The organism is Paenibacillus sp. GCM10027630 (genome assembly GCF_042676305.1).
Taxonomy (GTDB): Bacteria; Bacillota; Bacilli; order Paenibacillales; family NBRC-103111; genus Paenibacillus_S.
The window spans coordinates 40,240-63,538 of record NZ_JBHTGY010000040.1 but is presented as its reverse complement, the minus strand read 5'-3'; the positions used below and the strand labels follow the sequence as shown (position 1 = coordinate 63,538).

Here is a 23,299-nt window from a genome sequence, read left to right as displayed (position 1 = left end):
AAACGTATGGAAGAAGCTAAGCAGGTCGCATAATTTTTTAAAAAAGAGCCCATGGATTTGGGATCAGTCTGACTTTCAAAGAATTGAATTATGAAATTGACTTAACATGCAGTTATTTTCCTACCAGAATTGCTGTAGAGAGAACAAACCTGCAAAAGTACAGCAATTTTCATGGAAAACGCTTCGGTACGGCTAAGAATGAAAAAATAAATTCACATTTGCATGAATTCAATAAGACTTCAGATATACCGGCCAAGGGCTATATAAATGCAGGTTTTTGGGAGCAGGCAATGGCTTCGAGTCGAATAAATTCGAATAAAGTCGTGTGCGCTGTCATTACCGTTCTTAAGTTTTTGTCTAGGGCTAGGCTGGGCACGGAAACGAAATCGAATGACTTCGTCAATCGATGATTTCGGTTTTGTATCTTTTTTTCTCCCTTACTTTTTATGATGTTGTAAAGCCCTAATCTGATCGCAATGAATATTTCCCTGAGGAGGTTAATTAAATGAATGTTGTGGTTACAGAATACAACGATAATTGGAGACAAAAGTTTAACGAGGAATCTCAAAAAATAAAGGATATTTTTGCTGATGAGTTAATCGACATTCATCATATAGGCAGCACTTCAGTTCCAGGGTTAAAATCCAAACCAATCATTGATATCATGCCAGTAGTCAAATATATTGAAAAAATAGATTCGTTTAATGGTCGAATGGAAGAACTAGGTTACGAATGTATGGGCGAGCTTGGCATGAAAGGAAGAAGGTATTTCCGAAAAGGCGGAGATAATCGCACGCATCAAGTGCATGTGTTTCAAGGGGATAATAAGGAAGACATTACTCGCCATTTTGCTGTAAGGGATTACCTCCGAACGCATACCGATGAAGCAAATCGTTATGGAGATTTAAAAGAAAGCCTCGCCAAACAGTTCCCAAGTAACATTGAAGCTTATATGGATGGTAAAGATGCGTTTGTTAAAGAGCTAGAAAGAAAAGCGCTAAGTTGGTACAAAATGAGCAAAGAACGTTAAGTACCACGAATGAACGGAATAACTTTCATGCTCTGTGGTACAGTTCAAGGAGCATGACAGCCTCATTACGAACGGGCAGTATAACGTGGTGGCTACCGAATTAATCGAATTCGAACTGCTCACAGATGCAATTAATGCTATAGGCGCTACTTTTAATTTAAAGTATGCGCCAATTTTTATTACATATAAATCACGAACATGCTAATGTACGAAATGTAGCAAATGAAGCATTGTTAGAGTTATCAAGACTTAATCGTGACACCAAAGACTAATAAAATTTGTGATAATATGTCATTCAGACTCAAGGAGGTTCAATTTGAACTCAATACAAACGATTATAACAAGATTTAACCTTAATGTTATAAGTATAGATCATGTGCCTGAGTCATTTAGTTCAGAAGTATACAAGCTTAGTCTTATTAATGGAGAAAATGTATATGCTAAGATCCCTTATAATAAGGATAAACTTTTTCGTGAGTATCGTATGCTTGAAATGTTGAGCCAAGTATTACCGGTTCCAAAAGTTTTAGACTTCTGGAGTGGGGATGACTTAATATCTGGGGCTTTACTTTTAACTGAGATTCAAGGGTCACCTTGCACTTGTGTTGTTAACGATAAACTTGCATTTCAAATTGGGGTCTATCATGCAAAGCTCCACGAAGTCAAAATGCCGGGATATGGTGTTGAAGGAAAAGACGGTTTTCAATATCTTGATCAGAACAATTGGAGACTTTACATAAAAAATAATTTCGAAAAATTGAAAGAACCCTGTAAGGAAATCATTGATAGAGATTTATTTGAAAAATGTATGAATCACTTTGATAGGACCTTCTCAATTCTGCCTCATCCTGATGGACCGTGTGCTGTTCATATGGACTTTCGACCAGGTAATATATTAACCAATGATAATAGGGTCGTTGGTATTATTGATTTCGAGAGTGCACGAGGAGGGGCATCTGAAATAGATTTCACAAAAATAAATCGTTATATTTGGGAAGTAAATCCTCAAAGCAGAGTTAGGTATGAAGAAGGGTATTCAACAATTCGTCCCTTATTGGATTTGGATACAATATTGCCTTTTTATGATTTTTATGATGCTTTTAGTGCTGTTGTCTGGTGTAAAAATAGAGGAATTGAAAAAAATAAAGCGTTCCTCAATGAAAATATATCTGTGCTGCAGAAATCGGTAGATTATTGAACTGACGAAAAACAAGAGTTGAATAGAACAAGAACTCCCGTTTTAATTATGTTAAAATATTTACGTGAAAACATTTGAGGCGACTGTTAGAGTGCTGGAGCTGTTTTCTGGTCCAGGTCTTTATCTGCAACTAAAAAATGGAGATGAACTTTATTCGGTAACTAGAGTCTGATTTACTTCTTTAAAGGTAAACTAATGGAGGGTAAATACATGAACGAGCAGAAGGTCATTGAACAGTTCAAACAGGCGATCATGAGCAATGATACGGTCGCGACGAGGCGATGCCTAAACGAGCATCCCTTTCTCGCCAAGCAAATTAACGAGCCGTGGTTTGCCTTCGATACGCCTGCGATTGTCGCAGCAGCGGCAAACGGAAACCGCGAAGTCGTGGATATTTTACTGGAGCACGGCGCTGATCTGCATGCAAAAAGCAGCTGGTGGGCCGGAGGATTCGGGGTTTTGCATCATGACCATCATGAGCTTTCCCGATATTTGATTGAACTAGGAGCCCCCGTCGATATACATGCGGCCGCAGCACTGGGCATGTTGGATACTGTGAAAAAACTGGTCGAGATGAATCCCTCAGCCGTCAATCAGCGCGGACCCGATGGGCAGGTTCCACTTCATTTTGCCACTGAACATGAAATCATTGATTTTCTGCTCGCTCACGGCGCCGATATTGATAAGCGTGATATCGATCATGGCAGCACGCCGGCTCAATGGGCGATCGATAACGAGGCTAAATGCAGGTTTCTTATTGAGCGTGGCTCGGCAGCAGATATTTTTATAGCGATCAATATCGGAGATACGGAGCTGGTTCGCTCTTTCATTCGTACCGACCCCGAGTGCCTTCAAGCACAAGTTGGGCGGGGCAGTTTCACGTCCGGCGATTCGAATGGGGGACACATCTACGCGTACAAAATAGGCTCAAATACGCGACCATTCTATCTTGCGGCACGCCGCAATCATCCCGAGATCGTGGATCTGATCGCGAAGCATAGTCCTTCAAATCAGCGGCTGCTGCTTGCTTGTATGCAGGCCGATCAGGCGGCGGTGCAAAATCTGCTTGAGCAGGATTCGAAGCTGGTACAATCGCTCTCGCTCGAGGATCTTAGCTCAATTGCTGATGCCGCTTGGAACAATGAGGTTCAAGCCGTTCTTACGATGCTCGAAGCCGGGTTCCCTGTGGATTCCCGCCGCGATTACAAAGATTTTACAGCTCTGCATAACGCGGCTATGCGAGGAAACGACGAAGTGGTACAATTGCTGATTGCGCACGGTGCATCCGTTCATCTAACCCATGGGTACGGTGGCAATGCACTTAACAGCTGCATATGGGGAGCTGTTCACTTTCGAGATTCGGCCGGGGATTACCCCGCGGTGGCGGAGCACCTCATTCAAGCCGGCGCTCCATTGCCCAATCAAGCGTCAGGCAGCAAAGATGTAAATGAAGTACTTGTGCGTTACGGAGTCATTAAAGGAACATAAACGGTCTCCTGAAACCTCAGGTTAAATATGGCACGCCGTTTTCCAAGGTGATTATTCCTAATCTGTAAGTCCAGCAGAGAATGGGGATCATCAGTATTTCAATCTTCGAATAAATATATGTGCTGAGAGCAGCTCATAAAATCACCTTGAAAAAAGAAAGGGAGCCGCACCGCGGCCTAACGAGTTGAGTACCCGAATTATTTGTTACTCTCGCGAATGTTCAGGTGAAACCACTTCGAATTCGGCTGTCAAAGTCTCCTTAATATCGTGAATATCCATTATGGAAACTTCCTTTAAAATTCGGTATTTCCCCGGCTCCAAATCATTGATGGTCACCTTTTGTTCATATGTTTTTCCCGGTTCCAATCCTATGCCCTCTAATGTGAAAGCTCTTTGGATAGGGGCGTTTTCCCATTCCGACTGATTATATTTTTGGATTTTATAGGGCTTACCAAACATTAATACGGATGGGCCATAATTGCTAATGTTCAATCTAACAGTGTCTAACTTTGAATACTGCTTCTTATCCAAAGACATGGCTGATTTTATTTCCAAGATTGGAGCATAAACGACTGACAATAACGTATCTTCTACCTCGTTGTTTATGCCCAATACTTCTGCGCTTAGCAAATATAACGCATTCTGATCCTGTGGCAGTCGGTTTGAATAATCGGGCGAGGTGGCCGAGTCCATTGAATCGATTTTTTCATCCAGGATTGATATGGGCTTGAAGCTTTTGTCCAGCTTGGACAATCGAAAGCGGATGTTCCTATCGTGGATAGGGGCCGCCAGTTTCACCGAAACATCGCTGCCCGCCTTCTTATAACCTCCTGAAATTGAGAAGCCGATCTGTCCACCTTTGTCACTCAAAAACCACTTACCGGTCTTAGGTCCGTATCCCGTTTTAACATTCAGGTTTTCATTGTACGAATGAGGTAATATAAATGGTTGGGCCACTGGCTGCTCAATCTTATGTTGTTCCGGGTGTATATTATCCGTGTTTATCCATAGGGAACAAAGTATTACTAGCAAAAGGGCATGGTGCATGGTTCTCCTCCTCCTTCATACATACATAGTTAGACGCAGAGAATACGAAAAAGTTCCATAAAATGGATTTAAGAAGTAGCATACAAATGGAAAAGTGACAAAGGGGCTAAAGGGTATTTTAGCTGAATAACCGACTTGCAAATGTGAAAACCTAATGATTGCAATTGAATTAAATACATAGTTATGTTTAAATGATTAAACGAATGAACGGAAAGAGGGGAACGTATGAGCCAACAAACCGAGCATGTTCTGCAACAATTTAAAGAGTGCATCCCTTTGCTGGAAGTGTTGACTGATGAAAACCGTCAAGCCATTATTATGCTGCTGGCACAGCACAAATCAGGACTTAATGTCAATACGATATCGGACCATATAAATTTGTCCAGGCCGGCCGTCTCCCATCATTTGAAGGTGTTGAAACAATCTGGTTTTGTTAATTCCGAAAAGAAAAGCGTAGAAAATTACTATGTACTAACTATTCGTAAACCCCTTGAACAACTCAAATTATTAATTACGTCCGTTGAAGCTGAGTGCAACAAGTCTCAATGACATGTAAAAGTGGTAAACTTTTTAAACATTGGTTTAATTGTTTAAACTAATAATCATAGTTGGAGTGATTTTAAATGAAGGCCATGATAATTGAGAAATACGGAAAAAATGCTCCATTAATTATGACAGAACGGCCAGTGCCTGACATCGGAGAACATGATGTGCTGGTGGAAATTCATGCAGCCAGCTTAAATCCTATCGACTTTAAAATCAAGGAAGGAAAAGTAAAATTCCTGCTAAAGTATAAGTTTCCTTTAATCTTAGGAAATGATTTCTCCGGAATTGTTGCCAAGGTTGGCGACCGGGTGAATGCATTTAAACCCGGAGATGAAGTTTACGGGAGACCCCGCAAAAGCCGGATCGGCACATTAGCCGAATATATTGCTGTACATGAGGAAGATATTTCGCTGAAGCCGCAGAATCTAAACTTTGAAGAAGCGGCATCCATTCCGCTGGTCGGACTTACGACTTACCAAGCCTTTTCAGATATTTTGGATCTTCAAAAAGGTCAAAAAATTTTGTTCACGCTGGTTCAGGAGGTGTGGGCACCTTTGCCATCCAATTGGCCAAATTGATGGGAGCTTTTGTCACTACAACAGCAAGCGATAAAGGTTATGAATTGGTCAAGGCGCTGGGTGCCGATCTGATCATTAATTATAGAAAAGAGAATTTTGAAGAACTGTTAACAGGGTATGACGCCGTTTATGATACTTTAGGAGGAGCTGTCTTGGAAAAATCATTCCAAATACTGAAGCCAAACGGACAAATAGTATCAATCTCCGGCGTACCAAACGCAGCATTTGGAAAAGAAGCACAATTGGGTTGGATGAAAACGGCAGTTTTGTCCATCGTGAGCCGAAAGATCACAGCTCTTGAGAAGAAGAGCCAAACGAGATATCATTACCTTTTTATGAAACCGAGCGGAGCGCAATTGAAGATTTTTAAAGAATTTATTGAGGGAGGTCACATTAAGCCCGTTATTGATAAGGTGTATAATTTGAAAGATGCCGGGCAAGCGTTTCATTACCTTGAAGACGGAAGCGCCAAAGGAAAGGTCGTCATTAGAATAAAGTAATTTTCAAGGGGAAACATCCTATAGAACAACATTTTTTGATTTTGATTTTTAAGCTTGACGGGACATGAGAGTTAAAAAACAACAGATTGTAAAGGAGCTTGCCTCGCGGCAGCTCCTCTTTTGGTTTACTCAACTACAATGAAAGAACGGATTAACCTTCATGCTCTTGAAAATTTCAACAGAGTACTTCCTAATTATGGTAATATAAGATTACATCTCAAATACAGTTAATTAGCCCTTATTAAATTGATTCCGAAATTTATCACCATAAACGGGGAGGGGAAGATGAAACTACAGGTCGAAGGTGTTTCTGAATTAGTATTAGAGGTTCAATCAATGGAAAGAGCAGTAAGCTTCTGGTCTGAAAAATTGGGATTTCCCATTGTAGATCAGTGGGGTTATAACAATGGACAATTTGACACGAGCGGTACAGGAAGGATTTGGGCTACTTGGTTATACATCGGCGGAAATACCAGACTTGGATTATGGCTTCCAAGAAATTTTTCTGAAGAACAACTGCAAATAAAACAAACCTCTGTTAGTCAGTGGAGGAATGGATTGTATGATGAAGGTGGTATCCATGTTCATTTTGCATTATATATTAAACCAGAATTATTTGAAGATACCATTTCAATACTGAAATCAATGGATATTGATTTTTTAGCCTTTAGAAAAGAAAACCCAGAACCAAGTAATTTATATTTCAAAGATACAGAAGGCAATATTGTTGAACTTTATACAAAGAACATGAAAAAAGTATATACGGAAAACTATAGTTGAAAAGCAGCTAAAAGAGCAGGTGCCACGGCAGTCTGCTTTTTTTTGTTAAACTAAAGGCAGGAATGTTGAATATAGCTATAAATTATCATGCAAATTAAATAAGTATGATGTAAGTTAAAAGACATAATACCTGTTACAGATGCATCGAATCGATTATTAGATCATCTGCAAAGGAGGCGGCAGCATGACTAAATCCAATATGGCACTAAGAATTGCCTGGATAATTCCAAATGTCTTAATGTATATTTTTTTCGTGGGTCTTACTGTATTTGTGTTTGTTAATGCAGAAGGGTTAAATAAAATTAATCGGCTCGGTATATGGCTTATTGCCCTTTTGTTGTTGTTTATTGCCCTATTCGGTTCTTATCGGATTTGGACTTGGATAAAGCAAGGCAAGCTGTAAATAATCGTCTAAGACGAAAGCCACTATTTCACTTTCTCCCCATAAGTAGACCGGTCCATTAGCAAGAAAGGATTTCGGTCTATTTTAGTTGCATGACGTAACGAAAGTGGCGAATAACGTACTTCTCGAGGATGTTGAGGAAGAAGGAATAATAGGACTCAGGAAAAAATATACGAATTTCTATAGCAACATTATCGGAGAAGATTTATTATAGAACAAAATAAAGCAAAATTGGGTGATTGAATGCTAGGTTTTAAGAAACCTAAAATAAACTATAAAAATAAGTTGATTATTACTTTTGTGCTGGCCGCTTTTTTGCCATCCATTTTTATGCATTACATAACTTATTGGAATTCGACAAATGCAATGAAAACAAAAATAAATGAACTAGTCACCTATAATTTGATTCAAACGAATAAAAACCTCGACGCGAGCTTATCCGAATATGATGATACTTTATATCAATTAATTGTTGACAAAGATTTTATCAGACCGATCGAAAAACTGCTGCATGGCACGGATTTCGATAAACTTTTTTACTCAGAAGCACTTCAAAAGTTATTCTCTGGTTATTCCAACTCTAAGGAGGGTATTCGAGGTATAACCTTTTTAGATAATAATGGAGATTCTTTAGTGTCTTATGATAAAATAATAGGTTCACCATGGAATTCAAAGAAGGATGCTGCGCCGTATCTATTGAAGTTGAACAATTTGCAGCAGGGGCCTCTCATTACCGTAACAGAAAGAGTGAAAATTGACGGTGGTAAAGATGATAATGTATTTCATATCGCTAGAAAGGTGTTCGGCATTTCGTCGGGTCAACTGGAAATAATGGGTTACCTCATAATGGATTTGGATGAGTCCATACTTTCCAAGGCATCGAGCATTTCGTTAATGGATAACCAAGCAGACGGAATTACCAGCGTCAACTTTTTAATAGATGCCACTAGAAATATTGTGTCTTTCCCGGAGAAAAAAAAGATCGGGACCAGCTTTCTCAACCTATTGAACACAAAAGTTTCACCTTTAGAAAATCTTCCCCAGCAGGCAGTAGTTATGGGACAGTCATCTATCATTAATTACTACCCGAATGAGCAGACAGGTTGGACTATTGTTAATGTAACAAGTGAAGATAAAATGTTTTCGGAGATATACTCCATGCAGAAAATTAATATTTGGACGGCTATTGCCGTGTTCTCATTTTCGATTCTACTCATTATTTATTTCTCAGGCCTACTCACCCAATCCATACGTAAAATTGTGAATGCGATGCAACTAGCCGAACAAGGTAATCTGAACGTAAAGCTGGAGGATAATGCAGGCGATGAAATTTCAATTATAGCTTCAAGTTACAATAAGATGATGACGACTATTAATGAGTTAATGGAAGAGACGAAGATAGCCGTACAAAAACAAAAGGAGTCGGAAATCCGATCTTTAGAAGCTCAGATCAACCCGCATTTTTTATATAATACATTGGATTCAATCAACTGGATGGCCATCGATAAAGATGAGCATGAAATCAGCCGGATGCTAAAGGGGCTTGCCCTTATTCTACGTTATAGCGTGAGCTACAGTAATCAAATGGTGTTACTGGCTCAAGAGCTCGAGTGGCTGGAGCAATATTTGTTTTTACAAAAAAACCGATTTAACGACGCGTTTCAATACTATATACATATCGATCCGGAACTAAAAGAGGCCAAAATTTATAAACTGCTGCTTCAGCCTTTCGTTGAAAATACGATCATACATGGCTTTGCAGGAATGAAAACCGGTGCCGAGCTGCACATTCGCTTTTTTATTTGGAACGAAAGCTTCTTATGCGTGGAAATAGAAGATAACGGCTGCGGCATGGATGAAACCGTCCTAAAAGGCATGATGGAAAGCGAAACAAAGGGTACAGCTACAAGCTTCGGAATTGGAGTACGGAATGTGATGGAGAGATTGCAATTGTATTACGGAGATCAAGCTCATTGCTCAATTGAAAGCACTTGGGGGCAAGGCACCAAAGTTAGTATCATTGTACCACTGCTCAAGGGGGGAAATGCATGAGAATCGTAGTAGTTGAAGATGAAGAAAGAATCCGTAAAGGCATAGTTCGACTGATCCATAAATTAAGTGACTTGTACCAAGTTGTCGGCGAATGTGAGAATGGCCTGGAAGGTATAGCCTCCATTAAACAAATGAAGCCAGATCTGGTCATTACGGATATTAGAATGCCTTTTATGGGCGGAATTGAAATGCTGGAAGCTCTGAAGGAAGAGGGCATCACTCCGAGAACGGTCATTTTAAGCGGTTATTCCGAGTTTGAATTCGCCCGAAAAGCTTTGCAGATCGGTTTCGTCATGGAGTATTTATTGAAACCGATTACAGCAGATGATCTAAAACAAGTGCTCCTGCATGCGGAGAATGATAGAACAAACGAACAGCAAAATGGAATACCGGTCACGGATAGCAGCGAGGATCATGAGCAAATAATCAAACGCTTCCTCACACAATCCGACATTGAGGTTGAACGTATGTCTGAGCACGTCAAACAATGGATTGGAGAGGAACATGCTTCGAACCGCTTTATTGCATCCGTCTATATCGGCAAATGTTACGAGGAATGTTCTCACAACGTAAAAAGCACGCTTCATCACACGTTAGGGCAGGACAGCAGGATCAATGATTTTACGTTAGTTGAATATCCGGACCTATACGAAATCGACATTGTACTCCATATGAAATCATCAAGTCCTTGTATGGGCAGCCTGTGGGAGCATTTGATTACCAAGCTTCAATCTCTGCCGTTGGACGATTTCGTCATTACCTGGGCGATCCTTCCTCATATCAAAAATTTAAAAATCGAAATGCTCAATATCAGGTCCATGCGTAAGTGGACTCTTGTTGTCGATACTGGTAAAGCTTTGGATAAACAATCGATTAGCAACGTGACAAGAGGAGCTTTTCATTACTCAACCGAGTGGGAGCAGAGAATTAAAGAAGCGGTATCAAACCATGATCAGGCAAGGCTTAGATCTGAAGCGGATCTCTTTGTACAGCATTGCATGAGAGAGGCTGCCGAGCCGCAGCATGTCATTGATGCTTGCATTCAGTTTACAGCTGCGATTCTTTACGTGGCAGGAGTTATCCTTGGGGAAGTCAAAATAGCCAAAGAACAGAAAGATATATATCATCGGCTTTCGCTTGTGCAGACACCATATGAACTGAAGGAAGTATTCCGTGATATCACTGCAAAGATCGCCGAAAGCTTTATAACACTTCCTAAATCGCATAGTCTTGTAATTAATAAATCGGTGAAAATGATACAGGAAAAATATCAAAGCGGGATTTCACTGGAGGAGCTTGCAAACTTATTTTGCATAACGCCAGAATATTTAAGCTCTTTATTTCAAAAGGAGCTGGGCATTTCTTTCACTTCATTTGTCAAAGAAATGAGAGTTCGGAAGGCAAAAGAGCTGCTGATTTCAAATAAGTTAAAAGCGTTTGAAGTTGCAGAACAAGTGGGGTACTCGGATGCAAAATATTTTTCGCGTGTGTTTAAAGAGGCTACAGGACATACGCCAGGAGAATTTCAAAGGCTTTACCGTTAGTAGGAAGGTTTATATCACCTATTGAAAGTTCAATCAGACTATACCTAGAAGACAATTAATATTAAAACTGTCCACTTTTCTTAAAATATTAGAATTATCACATTACGTACTAGAGTTTATGATGAATATGCTTTCAATTACAGGAGGTCAGGTCCAAAATTGAAGAAGGTTATAAGGAAATCATGTTTAATCGGCTCCGTATTATTGGTCTTGGCGGGATGTTTTGACGGGACAAATACGGAATCGATTAGGACTACGGAGGGCACTCCTCCTTCTGAAACTGTAGCCCAAACACCAGATAAGGAATTGTTCATCTTCACGGCGTGGCCTTCGTATTTCGCAAAGGAAGAAATTTTTGAACAGCAGATAGGTCAATTTATTAAAAAAAAGTTCCCGGATATTAAACTAAAGCATGTCGCTTGGGATAGTCCAGGCAAACGATATGAGGACTTAATTGCACTCGGCACCATTCCGGATATCGTTTTCGATGATGTTCGCCGTAATACGTACAGACAGGTACGAAGGTTCAAGATGGAATATGATATGACAGATCTGATCAAAAAGTATAATTTCGATACGAGTAAGTTGAATTCAGCTGATATGCAGCATTCCATTAACTCATCGGACGGTAAACTATACTCGTTGCCCTATAACTCTAACGAATATATCTTGGTATACAATAAAGATATGTTTGATAAGTTAGATGTAGCTTATCCCAAAGACGGGATGACTTGGGATGATGCGTACGAGATTGCCAAAAAGTTAACCCTACAAGAGGGGGACATTCCATACAGAGGCTTCCAAATGAATCCAGCCATTTATTTGCGATTCAATCAGTTGTCGGAGCCAGGGCTTGATCCGAATGAAAATCAGGCTTCGATGGTTTCTGATAGATGGGTTAAAATTGTTGATAATCTTAGACGTTTCTACGAAATTCCAGGCAATCCCTTGGTTAATCCGAATGAATTTGCCAGAGGCCAAGTTGCAATGATCATAGATTCTATGGAAAATGTAACGAAATTTGTGGCAGCGAACAAAAACTTGAACTTCGACTTTGCTTCGGTTCCGATTTTCCCGGAGGCGCCGAAGTCCAAATTTCAGCCTAATAATTACGGCATGTTTATAACAAATCAATCCAACAAAAAGGATTTAGCATTCCAAGTTATCTCTTATCTGCTATCTCCAGAGGTTCAACTTGAGATTGCCAAGCAAGGAGTCATGGTTCCGCGCAGGGATGCTGCAGTTCAACAAGCTTTTGGCCAAACCGTACCGCAATGGCAAGGAAAGCATATTCAATCATTATTTGCTTTGAATAGTGCTAAACCGCCTTCTCGTAAGCCAGGCCTTACCTTTATAAACGAAGATACATTTTTGATGTGGAGGCTAATTTCTACGGATCCTATTGATACCCTAGCAGCATTAAGGAAAACAAATGAATCCATGAATAAAGGCATTGAGGAGACGATAAAAATTCAGCAGGAAGGCGGGATTAGTGACTACGAGTAATTTTAATATCCTGAAAATCTCTAAAATGAAAATAAAGGCCAGCAGGTTATTATAGAGAAACTTACTGGCCAGCTGTACGAGGGTGAGGTGTGTAGAACTTGTTAGAAAAAATAGAGCATATGACTGAGGTTTCCTCCGCTGAAGGGGGACACATCACTATTAGTTTAAACAGTTATGAGAAAGCGTTTACATCCGTGCAGCAAATACTTGAGTTTACTAGTATCAACTTGGTAGGGGAAGGGTCAGGTCATTTACATATTGAGGATCAAGTGATTCCTGTTAAGCATGGGGATATGTTTATCATTCCAAGTGGGATTCCTCACACGTATCTGCCTCTTTCCCGCAGGCAGGACCATACGCTCGTTATATACAAATGTCTATTCAACGTTGAAATTCTTCGTGATTGGAAAGCGCTTTTACCTATTGGCTCTAAAATGTTTGAAATCGTTTACGAACCGGATAAATGCGCTGATCGCTGGCTTCATTTTGAGGATAGGCACAATATTTTTTTTGAGATGATTCAGAAGATGTATTCAGAATATTTGAAGCGTTACACTGGTTATGAAGCTTTGCTTGTCTCGAGTCTCGTTCAGATACTAGTTATGCTTCAACGTGCTGCACTGAATTCAGATAATCCCACGACAATCAACAAGATGGAAGAAATTATCCAATTCATCAAGTGCAACTCTACCCAAAACATTACCGTACAGGACGTCGCCGAAAATTTCTATTTAAGCTCTAGTCATTTCCAACGGTTGTTCAAGAGAACGACAGATTCAACCTTTACCCAATATTTGCAAAATATAAGGGTTCAAAAGAGCTGCGAGCTTCTGATATCTACGGATATACCGATTTATCAGGTTGCCAATCAAGTAGGCTATTTGGATATGAAATTTTTCCATGCTCTATTTCGTAAAAAAATGGGGATTACACCAAGCCAATATCGCAAAAACCAAAGTAGATAATAAATAATACATACCCTTCATTGGAGTCAAATAGCGAAATATCAGCAAGCATTAATTTCCAAGGATCAGGACATACTAACATTGTTTTATCAATATAAAAATTAGGAGGTATTATAGAATGGCTACTAGCAGGGGACATCAAGGCGCACATGGAATTGGACAGACAGAGGAGCAGTTGAACAAACAAGCACAAGCAGCAGCTGAGATTCAAGGCCATAACGAACAGGATCAAGAAATACTTGCTGCAGCTAATCAACAAGAAACTGAGCTGGATGAAATTATCCAATCCAACCAAGAATAAACACAGTAATTCCTTAAGAACCGTAGGTTTGCTGATGTACAAGTAAACCTGCAAGGTACATTCTCGCCCTGATATAATCAGAAAGCAGCTGACCGCGTTGGGTCAAGCTGCTTTTTTGTATCTTTAGAATTTTCGTTCAACGAATGAGTTCGATCGAGGAATCCTTTGAGGTTTGGAGTAAAATCCCATCGTCGGATGTAAGTACGTGTGAGATCGGATCGGCCGCGCTCAGTAGCCGGTGGGCTGAACCGTTCAGCAGTACGATGCCGTAGTCTTCGTTACCACCAAGACGGCAGACGAGCTGATTGTTCAACACTTGTACTTCGGCGACTGGCGTAGTCCATACGCGTGGGTCTTCTCCGTTCGGATCGGCTTGGTATAGCTCGAATTGGTTCGCCTCCTTCTTGGTTGTGTAATAGACGTTGCCATCGATGCTGTCAAACCATGACACAGCATGGTCGGACTGTTTCAATTCGCCCGTCCCGTCTAACGCGGACGAATATAACGCATTATCCTCGTCTTTTACATAATACATCTTGTTATCTATAACTCGGAACCAGCTGACACTTGAGTTGACGATTTTATCGCTTTTATTCGTCTTCAGATTAATTTTGTAAATTTTGTTTGCGTCAGAGTAGCTCATGCGTGAAGCAAGCACGTACACATCGTCTCGGATGACGGAGATATAGGAAGCAGCGTCACGCCCGGCTCCTACCGAGATGCCGCTGGAAGTAACGGCATACATCAGATCCGGGTCGCCTATACTCTTGAGGTTTGTCTCTTCCTGACCCGAAGGTGACAAATACAAGTTGCCACCTTCGAACGCCGATGCGCCCAGTTTGACGATTAATGTTCCGTAAGACGTATTGTGGAAATCGAGATACCCTTTATGTAACAGCTCCGCTTTCCCGTCGTCACCAATTTTCACGAACTCGTCGTGACCCATAATATTTCCCCCGAGGTGATAGGTAAACCACAAAGTGTTGTCACGGATTTGAAAGGATAAATGCTTTTGCAGCCCTTGATAGGTTTCGATGTTATAGGAATAAATCTCTTCCTTGTCGGATGGTTGTTGCATGGGAGCCCGATATACATGGTTCGTTGTGTCCGTAGTCTTGACGAAATAATAATACCCCTTGAATAGGGCGACGTCGTTCTCCCCGGCATATACAGGAAGGCCGACCGTTTGTAGCTGCGGGTTACGGGACGTGATGCTGAGGCCGCCGGTATCGCTCCACCGGTAATCCCATCCGAATTCGTCATGTACGAAGCGCCATGTCAGAGGGAAATAAGTGATATCCCGGAAGCTTAACAACGGATATTCTTCTTTAGTGTTGTCGATCGTCTTGCCGTTGATCGTAACGGCCGAGGCGGGAACCTCCGCCGTGTAGGCGGCCGCATTGCGACTCTCGGACTTGTATGGAATATACGAAGAGGTCACACGGCTTTGCTTAATATTCAAGCCGTCTTCCGGCGACCAATTCGCCTCCAACCCGAGCAGCCTGGTATCATTCCACGTCATCGGAAAATAGGTGATATCGTGATAAACTAACAGCGGGTATTCGCGGTACTGATTTTCCACCGAATGACCGTTCAGATTCACCGCAAAATCCGGGAGCTTAACCCTCACGCTTATATCCGCGGCTAGACTGTGTCCTGAAGGAGCTAAGAAGCTCATGCATAGTGATAAAACGACCGTATACATAACCCATTTTATTCTCATTATTGCGTCATCTCCTTTCCTTGATTTAAACGCGGGTTCATGGTAAAAAGTTACAGGTTGACTTCGCAAGCCAAATCTATTATAGGTTAAATTTCCGGATCGAAGTGATATAATACATTAAAAAGCGTTTGGAGGTTTTCTCATGCTGAAATCCTATCGGTTGAACAAAAAAGAAGAGATCGTGCTTCGCCGCTTTGATCCGAATGACAAAGGCGGCTTCAAGAGCAAGGAAGAGATTCATGAAGAGTTTGAACACATGGAGAAGAAACTTCTCGAGCTACAGGATAAGCTGTTCGCTTCCAAAACGAACGGCGTGCTCATTTTGTTTCAAGGCATGGACTGCAGCGGCAAAGACGGCGTTATCAAGAAAGTATTGTCCAACCTGAATCCACAAGGCTTTCGAGCGGAGAGCTTTAAGAAGCCGACCCCAGAGGAGTCTTCCCACGATTTTTTGTGGCGGACCCACAAGGTTGTCCCGGCCAAAGGTTACATCGCCGCCTTTAATCGGTCTTACTACGAGGATGTATTAATTACCCGGGTGCACGGCATGATTCAGGACGATGAAGCGGCGGTTCGCCTGAATCATATTCGAGATTTCGAGAAGCTGCTTACGGACAGCGGAGTGCTGCTGATCAAAATTTTCCTGCATATTTCCCCCGAATTTCAACTAGAGAAAATCCGCCAACGGCTGGAAAACCCTGAGAAACTCTGGAAATTCGATCCGAGTGATCTAGAGGAGCGGCGCTATTGGGACCAATACACTGCCGCTTACGAAGATGTCTTCCGGCATACAGCAACTAAGCATTGCCCTTGGTATGTCGTCCCGGCCAATGAGCGCTGGTTCCGCGACTATTTGGTGCTCCGGATTATTCTTCGCTCCATGGAGAAGCTGGACCTTTCTTATCCGATGGCGAATATCGAAGTGCAGACGCTTCTGAAACAGCATAACGAGGAAAGCAAAAAAAGCCTGTTGTAACCAACGGACGATAAGTTCAAGAGACGTAAAGTTAATAAGAATTTAAGTTTCATTTAACGTTAGGTTAATCGGAGAGGTATACTATTAACTCATACCCCTTAACATATAAATGAAATGCCCGCCACTCGTTTGCCATCGACGTAGGCGGGCATTTCTGCATATTTCAGAAAATTATTCCACCTGAAATAGCGTTGATAAGATGGAAGTTGTGTTATATTAAAAATTGTAGTGAACAACAAATATGAGGTGATTAAAATTGAGTTATGACCGAAGCGGTAATCCTGTTTTACAAGAAAATACTTTCAAACGGGCATCCGAATTTGGAGCCGACACCATGACGATTGGCGGGACAGTGAATAAAGCCTTTATTTCACTGGCCATATTACTTGGCTCTGCCTTTTATGTTTGGAATCTTCACTTCCAATCTCAAAACGTACAGCCTTTTTTGATCACCGGGATCATAGGGGCATTATTATTAAGCCTGCTCATTTCTTTTATTCCCAGGATTTCGCCCGTTGCGGTTCCTGTCTATGCATTACTGGAAGGGCTTGCTTTAGGCAGCATATCAGCGATCTATGAAGCTAAATATCATGGTATTGCGCTGCAGGCAGTCATGATCACCCTTGGAGTTTTTGTTGGTTTATTGGTGGCTTACAAATTACATATAATTAGGGCAACTGAAACATTTAAGCGGGTTATCATTATCTCTACAATAGGAATAATGGTTGTTTACTTGGTAAGTTGGCTATTAGGTTTTTTTGGAGTCAGAATGCCGTATCTACATGACAATGGGATAATTGGAATTGGAATCTCGTTGTTCATCGTTATCATTGCCGCGCTGAATTTAATTTTGGATTTTGATTTTATAGAACGAGGTTCCCAAAACCGGGCTCCCAAATATATGGAGTGGTACGGGGCGTTTGGCCTGCTTATAACTGTAGTCTGGTTGTATATCGAAGTTCTTAGACTGCTTTCAAAGCTAAGAAAATAAGTCATAAGTCATATTTCAAGGTTTAGTGTATGAGATTTTGAAGCTCCGTACAGGCGTGTTACTGTGCGGAGTTTTTTTTATACGTAAGTATTTGTTTGGTTTCTTGGCCAGAACCGAGGGACCGATATTTTAATCGAAATAATTGTCTCAAAATCGTCACTGAATTCCATTAAATACCATTAAATTCCATGGGATAATTAAGCAGGAAAGCATTTATATATTTCTAAAAGGAGGCGGAAAAATGGCTCATAATCTTGCCGCTGGAATCGTGGTTTTAAAAGATGATGCGGTTCTATTAGTAAAAGATAAATCTGGCTGGAGTTTGCCTAAAGGTTCGACAGAAATCGGTGAAACTTTCTTACAAGCTGCAAAACGAGAATTGTATGAGGAAACAGGGATAAAAATAGCTGCTGAAGCTGTTGCTTTCGTTACGGAGTATTCTTCAGAAAAATATGGGCAGTATCTCCAAGTTTATTATGCAGGCAGCTTGCATTCAGAACAAAACGAAATTGAAGAATCTGACCCAGATATTCTTGAGATGCAGTTTGTGAATATAAGGGATTTGCGCAATTTTATCAAATTTCGCCCGTGGGTTATACCCTTGGAAATGTGGATTCAAAATAGAGAGGTGAAATACCATTCTTTTGATTTGGATGTTGAAGGGTTTTACATTTCATAAATTATCCGTCACCGAGGGATGGGACACGAGAGTGTGCAATCATATTCTAGGCTGCCAGCAAACTTGGCAGCCTATTCAAATAATGGGCGGTACTTTTCAATGTTCCTGCGAAACTTTTACCATGATCTGGAAGTATAAGGATGTGGGGTGAGGGAATTGAACATTAGACGATTTGTAGTGACTCTGCTGGTTGGGCTACTTGTTTCGCTGGTTATGTCAGGAGCGACCTGTTATGCCTGTAGTTGTATGCCGTTAACTTTCGAGCAAAAGATCGAGCATGCCGAGCAGATTTTTACCGGCAAGGTGGTAGGGATCTGGCACAATAAAAAGTTGGATCAAGCTAAAGTGGAATTTGAGGTTTCGAGCGTTTATAAAGGGGATGTTCCTTCGGTAACGCATGTTCTTTCCAGCACTATCAGTACGAAGTGTGGAATTTCTTTTCAGTTTGGCAATTCGTATCTTGTTTTCAAAAATTCGGATGGAACAACTTCATTCTGTTCGGGCACCGGAGCCATAAATGATGAGAAGCCGCTGGACGAACGTCTGAGTGAACCTTTACAGACGTATGATAATGTCTCCTCGTTGGCCGTCAATGACGTCAAACTGCGTTATTATTACGAAGAAATCGGTTCTGTCCGTATTGATCCAAAAGACATGGCGCTGATGCCCATTCAGGATCACTTGTTTAAAGAAATGGGGATACAACGACTGAGTAATCCGGACGATCACGAGCAATTCCGTTTAACGAAAGGGAATAAGGAGGTAACCGTCTTTACGGGAAGCAACATCCTAATGCTGAAAAATGGACCCAAATATATGAATTCGATAAGCATTCGGGACAGTGGTATCGTTTACGTGCCACTTCGTGACCTTATGGAGGAATTGGATTTTAGCGTAGTCTGGAATGAACAGGATCGCTCCATTACACTCAATGATAACAATGCCATTGTCAGCCGGCCGCTTAAAAAAGAAAATTTCAGCAAGCTGGAAGCTTTCCAGAAAAATGTTAGCATGCATGAGCCTGATAACATACGCATTGTTCGTTATTCCAAAGATTCAGGCCCCATCTATATTGACTTGGACTATCGGGATGATAGCGATAGCATCTGGGTACAATTCGATCCCTCACGTGACAATATGACGGTTGAGAAAGCCTATAAGGTCTCCTGCAAATCCATGACATGGGAGGAAGGATCATGGAGTGGAAAGCTGCTTTCTCTAGATGGATGCAGCGACGGCCAGAAGCATTATTTACTCAAAGTCCTCCCTGATTTTAAACCAACTGAAGAAACGTTGAAAGAAATTATTAAAGAATGAGGGGAATTATGGGTTCAAGAATAATGAATTTGATTATTGCTAATAGAATAGCAGAGTGTCTGTCGATTGAAGATAAAACATCATTTTTGATTGGAGGTGTTGCTCCCGATGCCGTTTCACCTAAAGAGGTATCACATTTCTTTAAAGGTGAAGTACAAGACTATTCTAGACATATTGACTATAAAGGATTTCTGGATAAATATAGCTAATAAAGAAATTGGAGGTCCCAAACATGATCATTACTGTGCAGATGGTGCTAAATCGTCTCATCGAACCGGTTGGCCCTTTGGAAACGACCGTCGATACGTTGAAGAGCGGACGCCTGAATGCAGAGGTCCGGAAAGTGGCTGTTGTGTTCATGACAACTTATGCTGCAATCAAGCAAGCGGTTGATTCAGGTGTCGATCTGATCATCACACACGAGCCTACTTACTACAATCACAAGGATGAAGTTGAGTGGCTAGCAGGGGACCCGGTATATGAAAGGAAGCAGATGCTTATCGAGGAGTCAGGTATTTCGATCTTCCGACTGCATGATTATGTCCATAAATACAAGCCGGACGGCATTCTAATAGGCATGCTCAAGAAGCTGGAATGGGAAGCTTACGCAGATCCAGAGAGGATAAGCCTGCTTACGCTCCCCCATGATGAGCAGCATACCGTCCGCACCATAGTCACCCATCTGAAAGACAAGCTCAATATCGATAGCATGCTGGTGGCCGGAGATCCGGAGATGCCTGTGAGGTGTTTCGGATTGATGCCTGGCGCGTCAGGCGGTCGTTCGCATATCAAATACTTTGAGAACAGAAATATCGATCTCCTAATCGTTGGCGAAACGAATGAATGGGAGACGAACGAATATGTGAGAGATGCCATGGATATGGGACTTCAAAAGGCGCTGATTATTACAGGGCATCAGAATAGCGAGGAAGCAGGGATGCTAACAGTCGTGGAGATAGTGCGCGAAGCGTTCCCTGAGCTTCAAGTGGATTTTATCGCGAGCCCTCTCGCGGTAAAGCGCATTTAAGTGTCGACGGTTTCAACCAGGATTCTCCTTCAGATCCGCGAAAATCACAAACCGGTAAATCGATGTGACAAGGGGGAGCGGTATTGACCTTTACAAATGAAATGACGGATGAAGAGCGAATTCTTTGTGCCTTAGAGGATATTTATAATCTTTCAAGGCCAATAAAATGTAAATTTCTGCGTGGAAGTTTTAATGATCATTACTCCATTCATTCAAATGGGAAAAAATTCATTTTAAGGATTTACAGGAACAAAAAAAGTTACATTCAAGATACTACTGATCTTCGTTTTGAGTTGGATTTCCTTGAATTTCTGCATAAAAATGGTCTCCCTGTTGCATCCCCGATTCTAAGTATAAAAAATGAGAATCTAAACACTATACTTTACAGTAATGAGCTTCGATATATTGCTTTATTTCATTATGCGGAAGGGAATCAAATTGGCAATATGAACATTAGGGAGGCAACAATCTTTGGGAATGTAATAGCGAATCTCCACAAGAGAGCTAATCATTTTAAAAGTGAATACACTCGGTATAAAATTAGCCCAACCTATCTTATAAAAGAGCCGCTGAAAAGTTTAGAAAAGTATAGCCAAACCCTAGACTTACCAGAAATATCCTTTTTTAATATACGTGCAAACCTATTGTTTGAACATTTTAATCAACTCCCTTTAGCGAATGAGGCATTTGGATTAATTCACGGAGACCTGAATCCCTCTAACGTTCACTACAGTCAAGAACACGGATTTACAATATTCGATTTCGACCATTGTGCGTATGGATGGAGGATACATGATTTAGCAGTAACAAAAAATTGTTTTGATGACAACACCTACAAAGCAATCTTGGAGGGATACCAATCAATACGGCCTCTTAGCTTGAATGAAAAGATAAACATCGATCTATACTCTGATGTGCTATTACTTAGAAAGAGCAAGGATATATTAGACATGTTAGAAACAAATGAAAGTTCCGAGGAAGACAAGAGAAAGGTTGTTCTTTACACAATACAAACATTGCGAGTTCTAATGGACAGATATTTGAACTAATCGGCTTTAGAAAATATCGCAGTGTGATTTTGTGCTGGATATGTGTAGAGTTATCCGCTACCAAATGTATGGAGGGAGGGGCTGCATTTACAAAAGATATCGCTCAAAAGCTATTTTATAGCCATTATCTGGAATCGCAAGATATAGGTCTTCCTCTTTATAAGGATTATGAAGGTAAGCTTTATGTAAACACAAGGAGTGGAGGCCACGGATGGGCAGAAAAATTTTTAATTGATACCGCCAAGATAAAAAGTCAAGAAAATAATATTGTAGAAATTACGATAGATACTATAGTACTTGACGAGCCCTTTGGTACATTGACAATAAAAATTGAATATGTAAATAGGAAATGGCTGATGGCATCAGGGCTTGATGATTATGAGTCTATAATAAATGGATCTGTAAAAAATGGATCTGTAAAATAAATGGTTTAACCATTCAAACAAATCGACTAGATATGATACGTGCGTGATAGAACATAGTCCGAATATAATAAAGTCCGTGCAAATAGCGGGCTTTTTTAAATTCTAAGGGGAAACGAGAGTTCAAATAACGAGGCTACCGTGGAATCGATACGGACAACTCCTAATATGAAAGGGCAGGACACTTCAATAGAAATCATTTACACAAGAACATATGTTTGTTAATATGGAAACAATAGGGACTCTAATTGTAAGAAAATAGGAGGGTTTTAATACAGATGCCACATTTAGAATGTAATAACATGGAAATGTTCTATGAACAAATGGGTGTTGGTGACCCTGTGATATTTTTACATAGTGGGTTTTCGCGAGGGATATTAGCTTTTGCAAGTCAAATGCTTGACTTCCAAAGTAAGTACACATGTTTTTTTCCAGATTTCCGAGGACATGGTCGAACGAGGAGCAACAGCCTTGAATGGAGTACTCCTCAGCATTCTAAAGACATTTTTGCATTTATGGATCAACTACAGATTCCTACGGCACATGTTATCGGATATGGTATGGGAGGAGGTGTTGCACTACATTGTGCTGTAGCACAACCTCATAGAATTGCATCTTTGACTTCAATTGGTCAGAGTGGCTTTGTAGCCTCTATGGGATCCGAGGAATTTGAACCGGAATGGCTTTTACAAAACGGTCGTTATGACTTTATCAATTTGATGAAAGAAAGGCATCTGGAGGCACATCGTGGAAATTGGCAAGAGTTCTTACGGCAAAAAGTATATGATTGGAGAATGTTCCCCCAACTTAGCAACGAAGAATTACGCAGCATAAACTGCCCAACATTGTTTTTAGCTGGACAATATGACCCGTTTGCACCTGAAGAGGATTTAAAACGGGTTACTGACCTTATTCCTAACTCTAGATATGTAATAGTACCTAGTTGCAGCCATAGACCTCATATGATTAGAGAAAACCCCGTTTTTGTGAATGATACAATCTTACAATTCATTGATGAGGAACGGCTTCAAGTCTCATCCAACCGCCCAAAATAGATGAATAAATCAAGATTAGTCACCTGATCTTTAGACTAGGAGCCCACATAGAAAAAGACCTTCAAGTTACACATTAGTGAAGGAGTTGCCACGAGGCAGCTCTTTTTTTTGCTTACTCAAGT

21 protein-coding genes and 2 pseudogenes are annotated in these 23,299 nt (G+C 40.9%); 21 read left to right on the top strand and 2 right to left on the bottom strand.

Features of this window, described 5'->3' with window-relative positions:
• Positions 1-505 precede the first annotated feature (505 nt).
• The 3 genes from ACFQ0C_RS21755 (at position 506) to ACFQ0C_RS21745 (ending at position 3,716) form a co-directional block, all read left to right on the top strand.
• Positions 506-1,030, top strand: a complete 525-nt coding sequence (locus ACFQ0C_RS21755; RefSeq protein WP_379369512.1) for a GrpB family protein — start codon at positions 506-508, stop codon at positions 1,028-1,030.
• A gap of 316 nt (positions 1,031-1,346) precedes the next feature.
• The gene (locus ACFQ0C_RS21750; protein ID WP_379369510.1) at positions 1,347-2,228 is read left to right on the top strand and encodes a phosphotransferase family protein; all 882 of its coding nucleotides are present in this window, start codon (positions 1,347-1,349) and stop codon (positions 2,226-2,228) included.
• Positions 2,229-2,438: 210 nt separating this feature from the next.
• Complete coding sequence (locus tag ACFQ0C_RS21745) at positions 2,439-3,716, top strand: ankyrin repeat domain-containing protein (protein ID WP_379369508.1); 1,278 nt, start codon at positions 2,439-2,441, stop codon at positions 3,714-3,716.
• Positions 3,717-3,920: 204 nt separating this feature from the next.
• On the opposite strand, the gene ACFQ0C_RS21740 is transcribed toward ACFQ0C_RS21745, so the two are convergent.
• Positions 3,921-4,763, bottom strand: a complete 843-nt coding sequence (locus ACFQ0C_RS21740) for an immunoglobulin-like domain-containing protein (RefSeq protein ID WP_379369506.1) — start codon at positions 4,761-4,763, stop codon at positions 3,921-3,923.
• Between the two features lie 225 nt (positions 4,764-4,988).
• Between ACFQ0C_RS21740 and ACFQ0C_RS21735 the strand changes: the two genes are divergently transcribed.
• The 9 genes and pseudogenes from ACFQ0C_RS21735 (at position 4,989) to ACFQ0C_RS21695 (ending at position 13,938) form a co-directional block, all read left to right on the top strand.
• Positions 4,989-5,312: an ArsR/SmtB family transcription factor gene (locus tag ACFQ0C_RS21735; protein WP_379369504.1), complete on the top strand. Its 324-nt coding sequence runs from the start codon at positions 4,989-4,991 to the stop codon at positions 5,310-5,312.
• Between the two features lie 74 nt (positions 5,313-5,386).
• Positions 5,387-6,387: pseudogene (locus ACFQ0C_RS21730) on the top strand (NADP-dependent oxidoreductase).
• Positions 6,388-6,672: 285 nt separating this feature from the next.
• Entirely contained in the window at positions 6,673-7,167 is a 495-nt protein-coding gene (locus ACFQ0C_RS21725; RefSeq protein WP_379369502.1) for a VOC family protein, read from the top strand.
• Positions 7,168-7,351: 184 nt separating this feature from the next.
• Complete coding sequence (locus tag ACFQ0C_RS21720; protein WP_379369500.1) at positions 7,352-7,570, top strand: hypothetical protein; 219 nt, start codon at positions 7,352-7,354, stop codon at positions 7,568-7,570.
• 366 nt (positions 7,571-7,936) lie between these two features.
• A complete protein-coding gene (locus ACFQ0C_RS21715; protein ID WP_379369498.1) occupies positions 7,937-9,622 on the top strand; it encodes a cache domain-containing sensor histidine kinase in 1,686 nt (561 codons plus the stop codon).
• Entirely contained in the window at positions 9,619-11,166 is a 1,548-nt protein-coding gene (locus ACFQ0C_RS21710; RefSeq protein WP_379369496.1) for a response regulator transcription factor, read from the top strand. Before ACFQ0C_RS21715 ends, ACFQ0C_RS21710 begins: the two co-directional genes overlap by 4 nt.
• 159 nt (positions 11,167-11,325) lie before the next feature.
• Positions 11,326-12,672: an ABC transporter substrate-binding protein gene (locus tag ACFQ0C_RS21705; RefSeq protein ID WP_379369493.1), complete on the top strand. Its 1,347-nt coding sequence runs from the start codon at positions 11,326-11,328 to the stop codon at positions 12,670-12,672.
• Between the two features lie 98 nt (positions 12,673-12,770).
• On the top strand, positions 12,771-13,637 hold the full coding sequence (locus ACFQ0C_RS21700) for a helix-turn-helix transcriptional regulator (protein WP_379369491.1): 867 nt from the start codon (positions 12,771-12,773) through the stop codon (positions 13,635-13,637).
• A gap of 118 nt (positions 13,638-13,755) precedes the next feature.
• A complete protein-coding gene (locus ACFQ0C_RS21695) occupies positions 13,756-13,938 on the top strand; it encodes a hypothetical protein (RefSeq protein WP_379369489.1) in 183 nt (60 codons plus the stop codon).
• A gap of 136 nt (positions 13,939-14,074) precedes the next feature.
• Here ACFQ0C_RS21695 and ACFQ0C_RS21690 read toward each other — a convergent pair whose 3' ends face one another.
• Complete coding sequence (locus tag ACFQ0C_RS21690) at positions 14,075-15,661, bottom strand: DUF5050 domain-containing protein (protein WP_379369487.1); 1,587 nt, start codon at positions 15,659-15,661, stop codon at positions 14,075-14,077.
• A gap of 142 nt (positions 15,662-15,803) precedes the next feature.
• Between ACFQ0C_RS21690 and ACFQ0C_RS21685 the strand changes: the two genes are divergently transcribed.
• The 9 genes and pseudogenes from ACFQ0C_RS21685 to ACFQ0C_RS21645 all read left to right on the top strand — a co-directional run bounded on the left by ACFQ0C_RS21685 (position 15,804) and on the right by ACFQ0C_RS21645 (position 23,177).
• Positions 15,804-16,637 carry a PPK2 family polyphosphate kinase gene (locus ACFQ0C_RS21685; protein ID WP_379369485.1) on the top strand — a complete coding sequence of 278 codons (834 nt, stop codon included), beginning with the start codon at positions 15,804-15,806 and terminating at the stop codon, positions 16,635-16,637.
• 256 nt (positions 16,638-16,893) lie between these two features.
• A complete protein-coding gene (locus ACFQ0C_RS21680; protein ID WP_379369483.1) occupies positions 16,894-17,628 on the top strand; it encodes a Bax inhibitor-1/YccA family protein in 735 nt (244 codons plus the stop codon).
• Positions 17,629-17,869: 241 nt separating this feature from the next.
• Positions 17,870-18,307 carry an NUDIX hydrolase gene (locus ACFQ0C_RS21675; protein WP_379369481.1) on the top strand — a complete coding sequence of 146 codons (438 nt, stop codon included), beginning with the start codon at positions 17,870-17,872 and terminating at the stop codon, positions 18,305-18,307.
• A 156-nt stretch (positions 18,308-18,463) separates the two neighbouring features.
• Entirely contained in the window at positions 18,464-19,624 is a 1,161-nt protein-coding gene (locus tag ACFQ0C_RS21670; protein ID WP_379369479.1) for a stalk domain-containing protein, read from the top strand.
• 8 nt (positions 19,625-19,632) lie between these two features.
• Positions 19,633-19,827, top strand: a pseudogene (locus ACFQ0C_RS21665) (hydrolase); the annotation flags it as partial.
• 29 nt (positions 19,828-19,856) lie between these two features.
• Entirely contained in the window at positions 19,857-20,651 is a 795-nt protein-coding gene (locus ACFQ0C_RS21660) for a Nif3-like dinuclear metal center hexameric protein (RefSeq protein ID WP_379369477.1), read from the top strand.
• Between the two features lie 83 nt (positions 20,652-20,734).
• Positions 20,735-21,700 carry a phosphotransferase gene (locus ACFQ0C_RS21655; RefSeq protein ID WP_379369475.1) on the top strand — a complete coding sequence of 322 codons (966 nt, stop codon included), beginning with the start codon at positions 20,735-20,737 and terminating at the stop codon, positions 21,698-21,700.
• A gap of 23 nt (positions 21,701-21,723) precedes the next feature.
• Positions 21,724-22,125, top strand: coding sequence for a hypothetical protein (locus tag ACFQ0C_RS21650; RefSeq protein ID WP_379369473.1), 402 nt, complete (start codon positions 21,724-21,726; stop codon positions 22,123-22,125).
• A gap of 275 nt (positions 22,126-22,400) precedes the next feature.
• Complete coding sequence (locus tag ACFQ0C_RS21645) at positions 22,401-23,177, top strand: alpha/beta fold hydrolase (protein ID WP_379369471.1); 777 nt, start codon at positions 22,401-22,403, stop codon at positions 23,175-23,177.
• Positions 23,178-23,299: the final 122 nt, after the last annotated feature.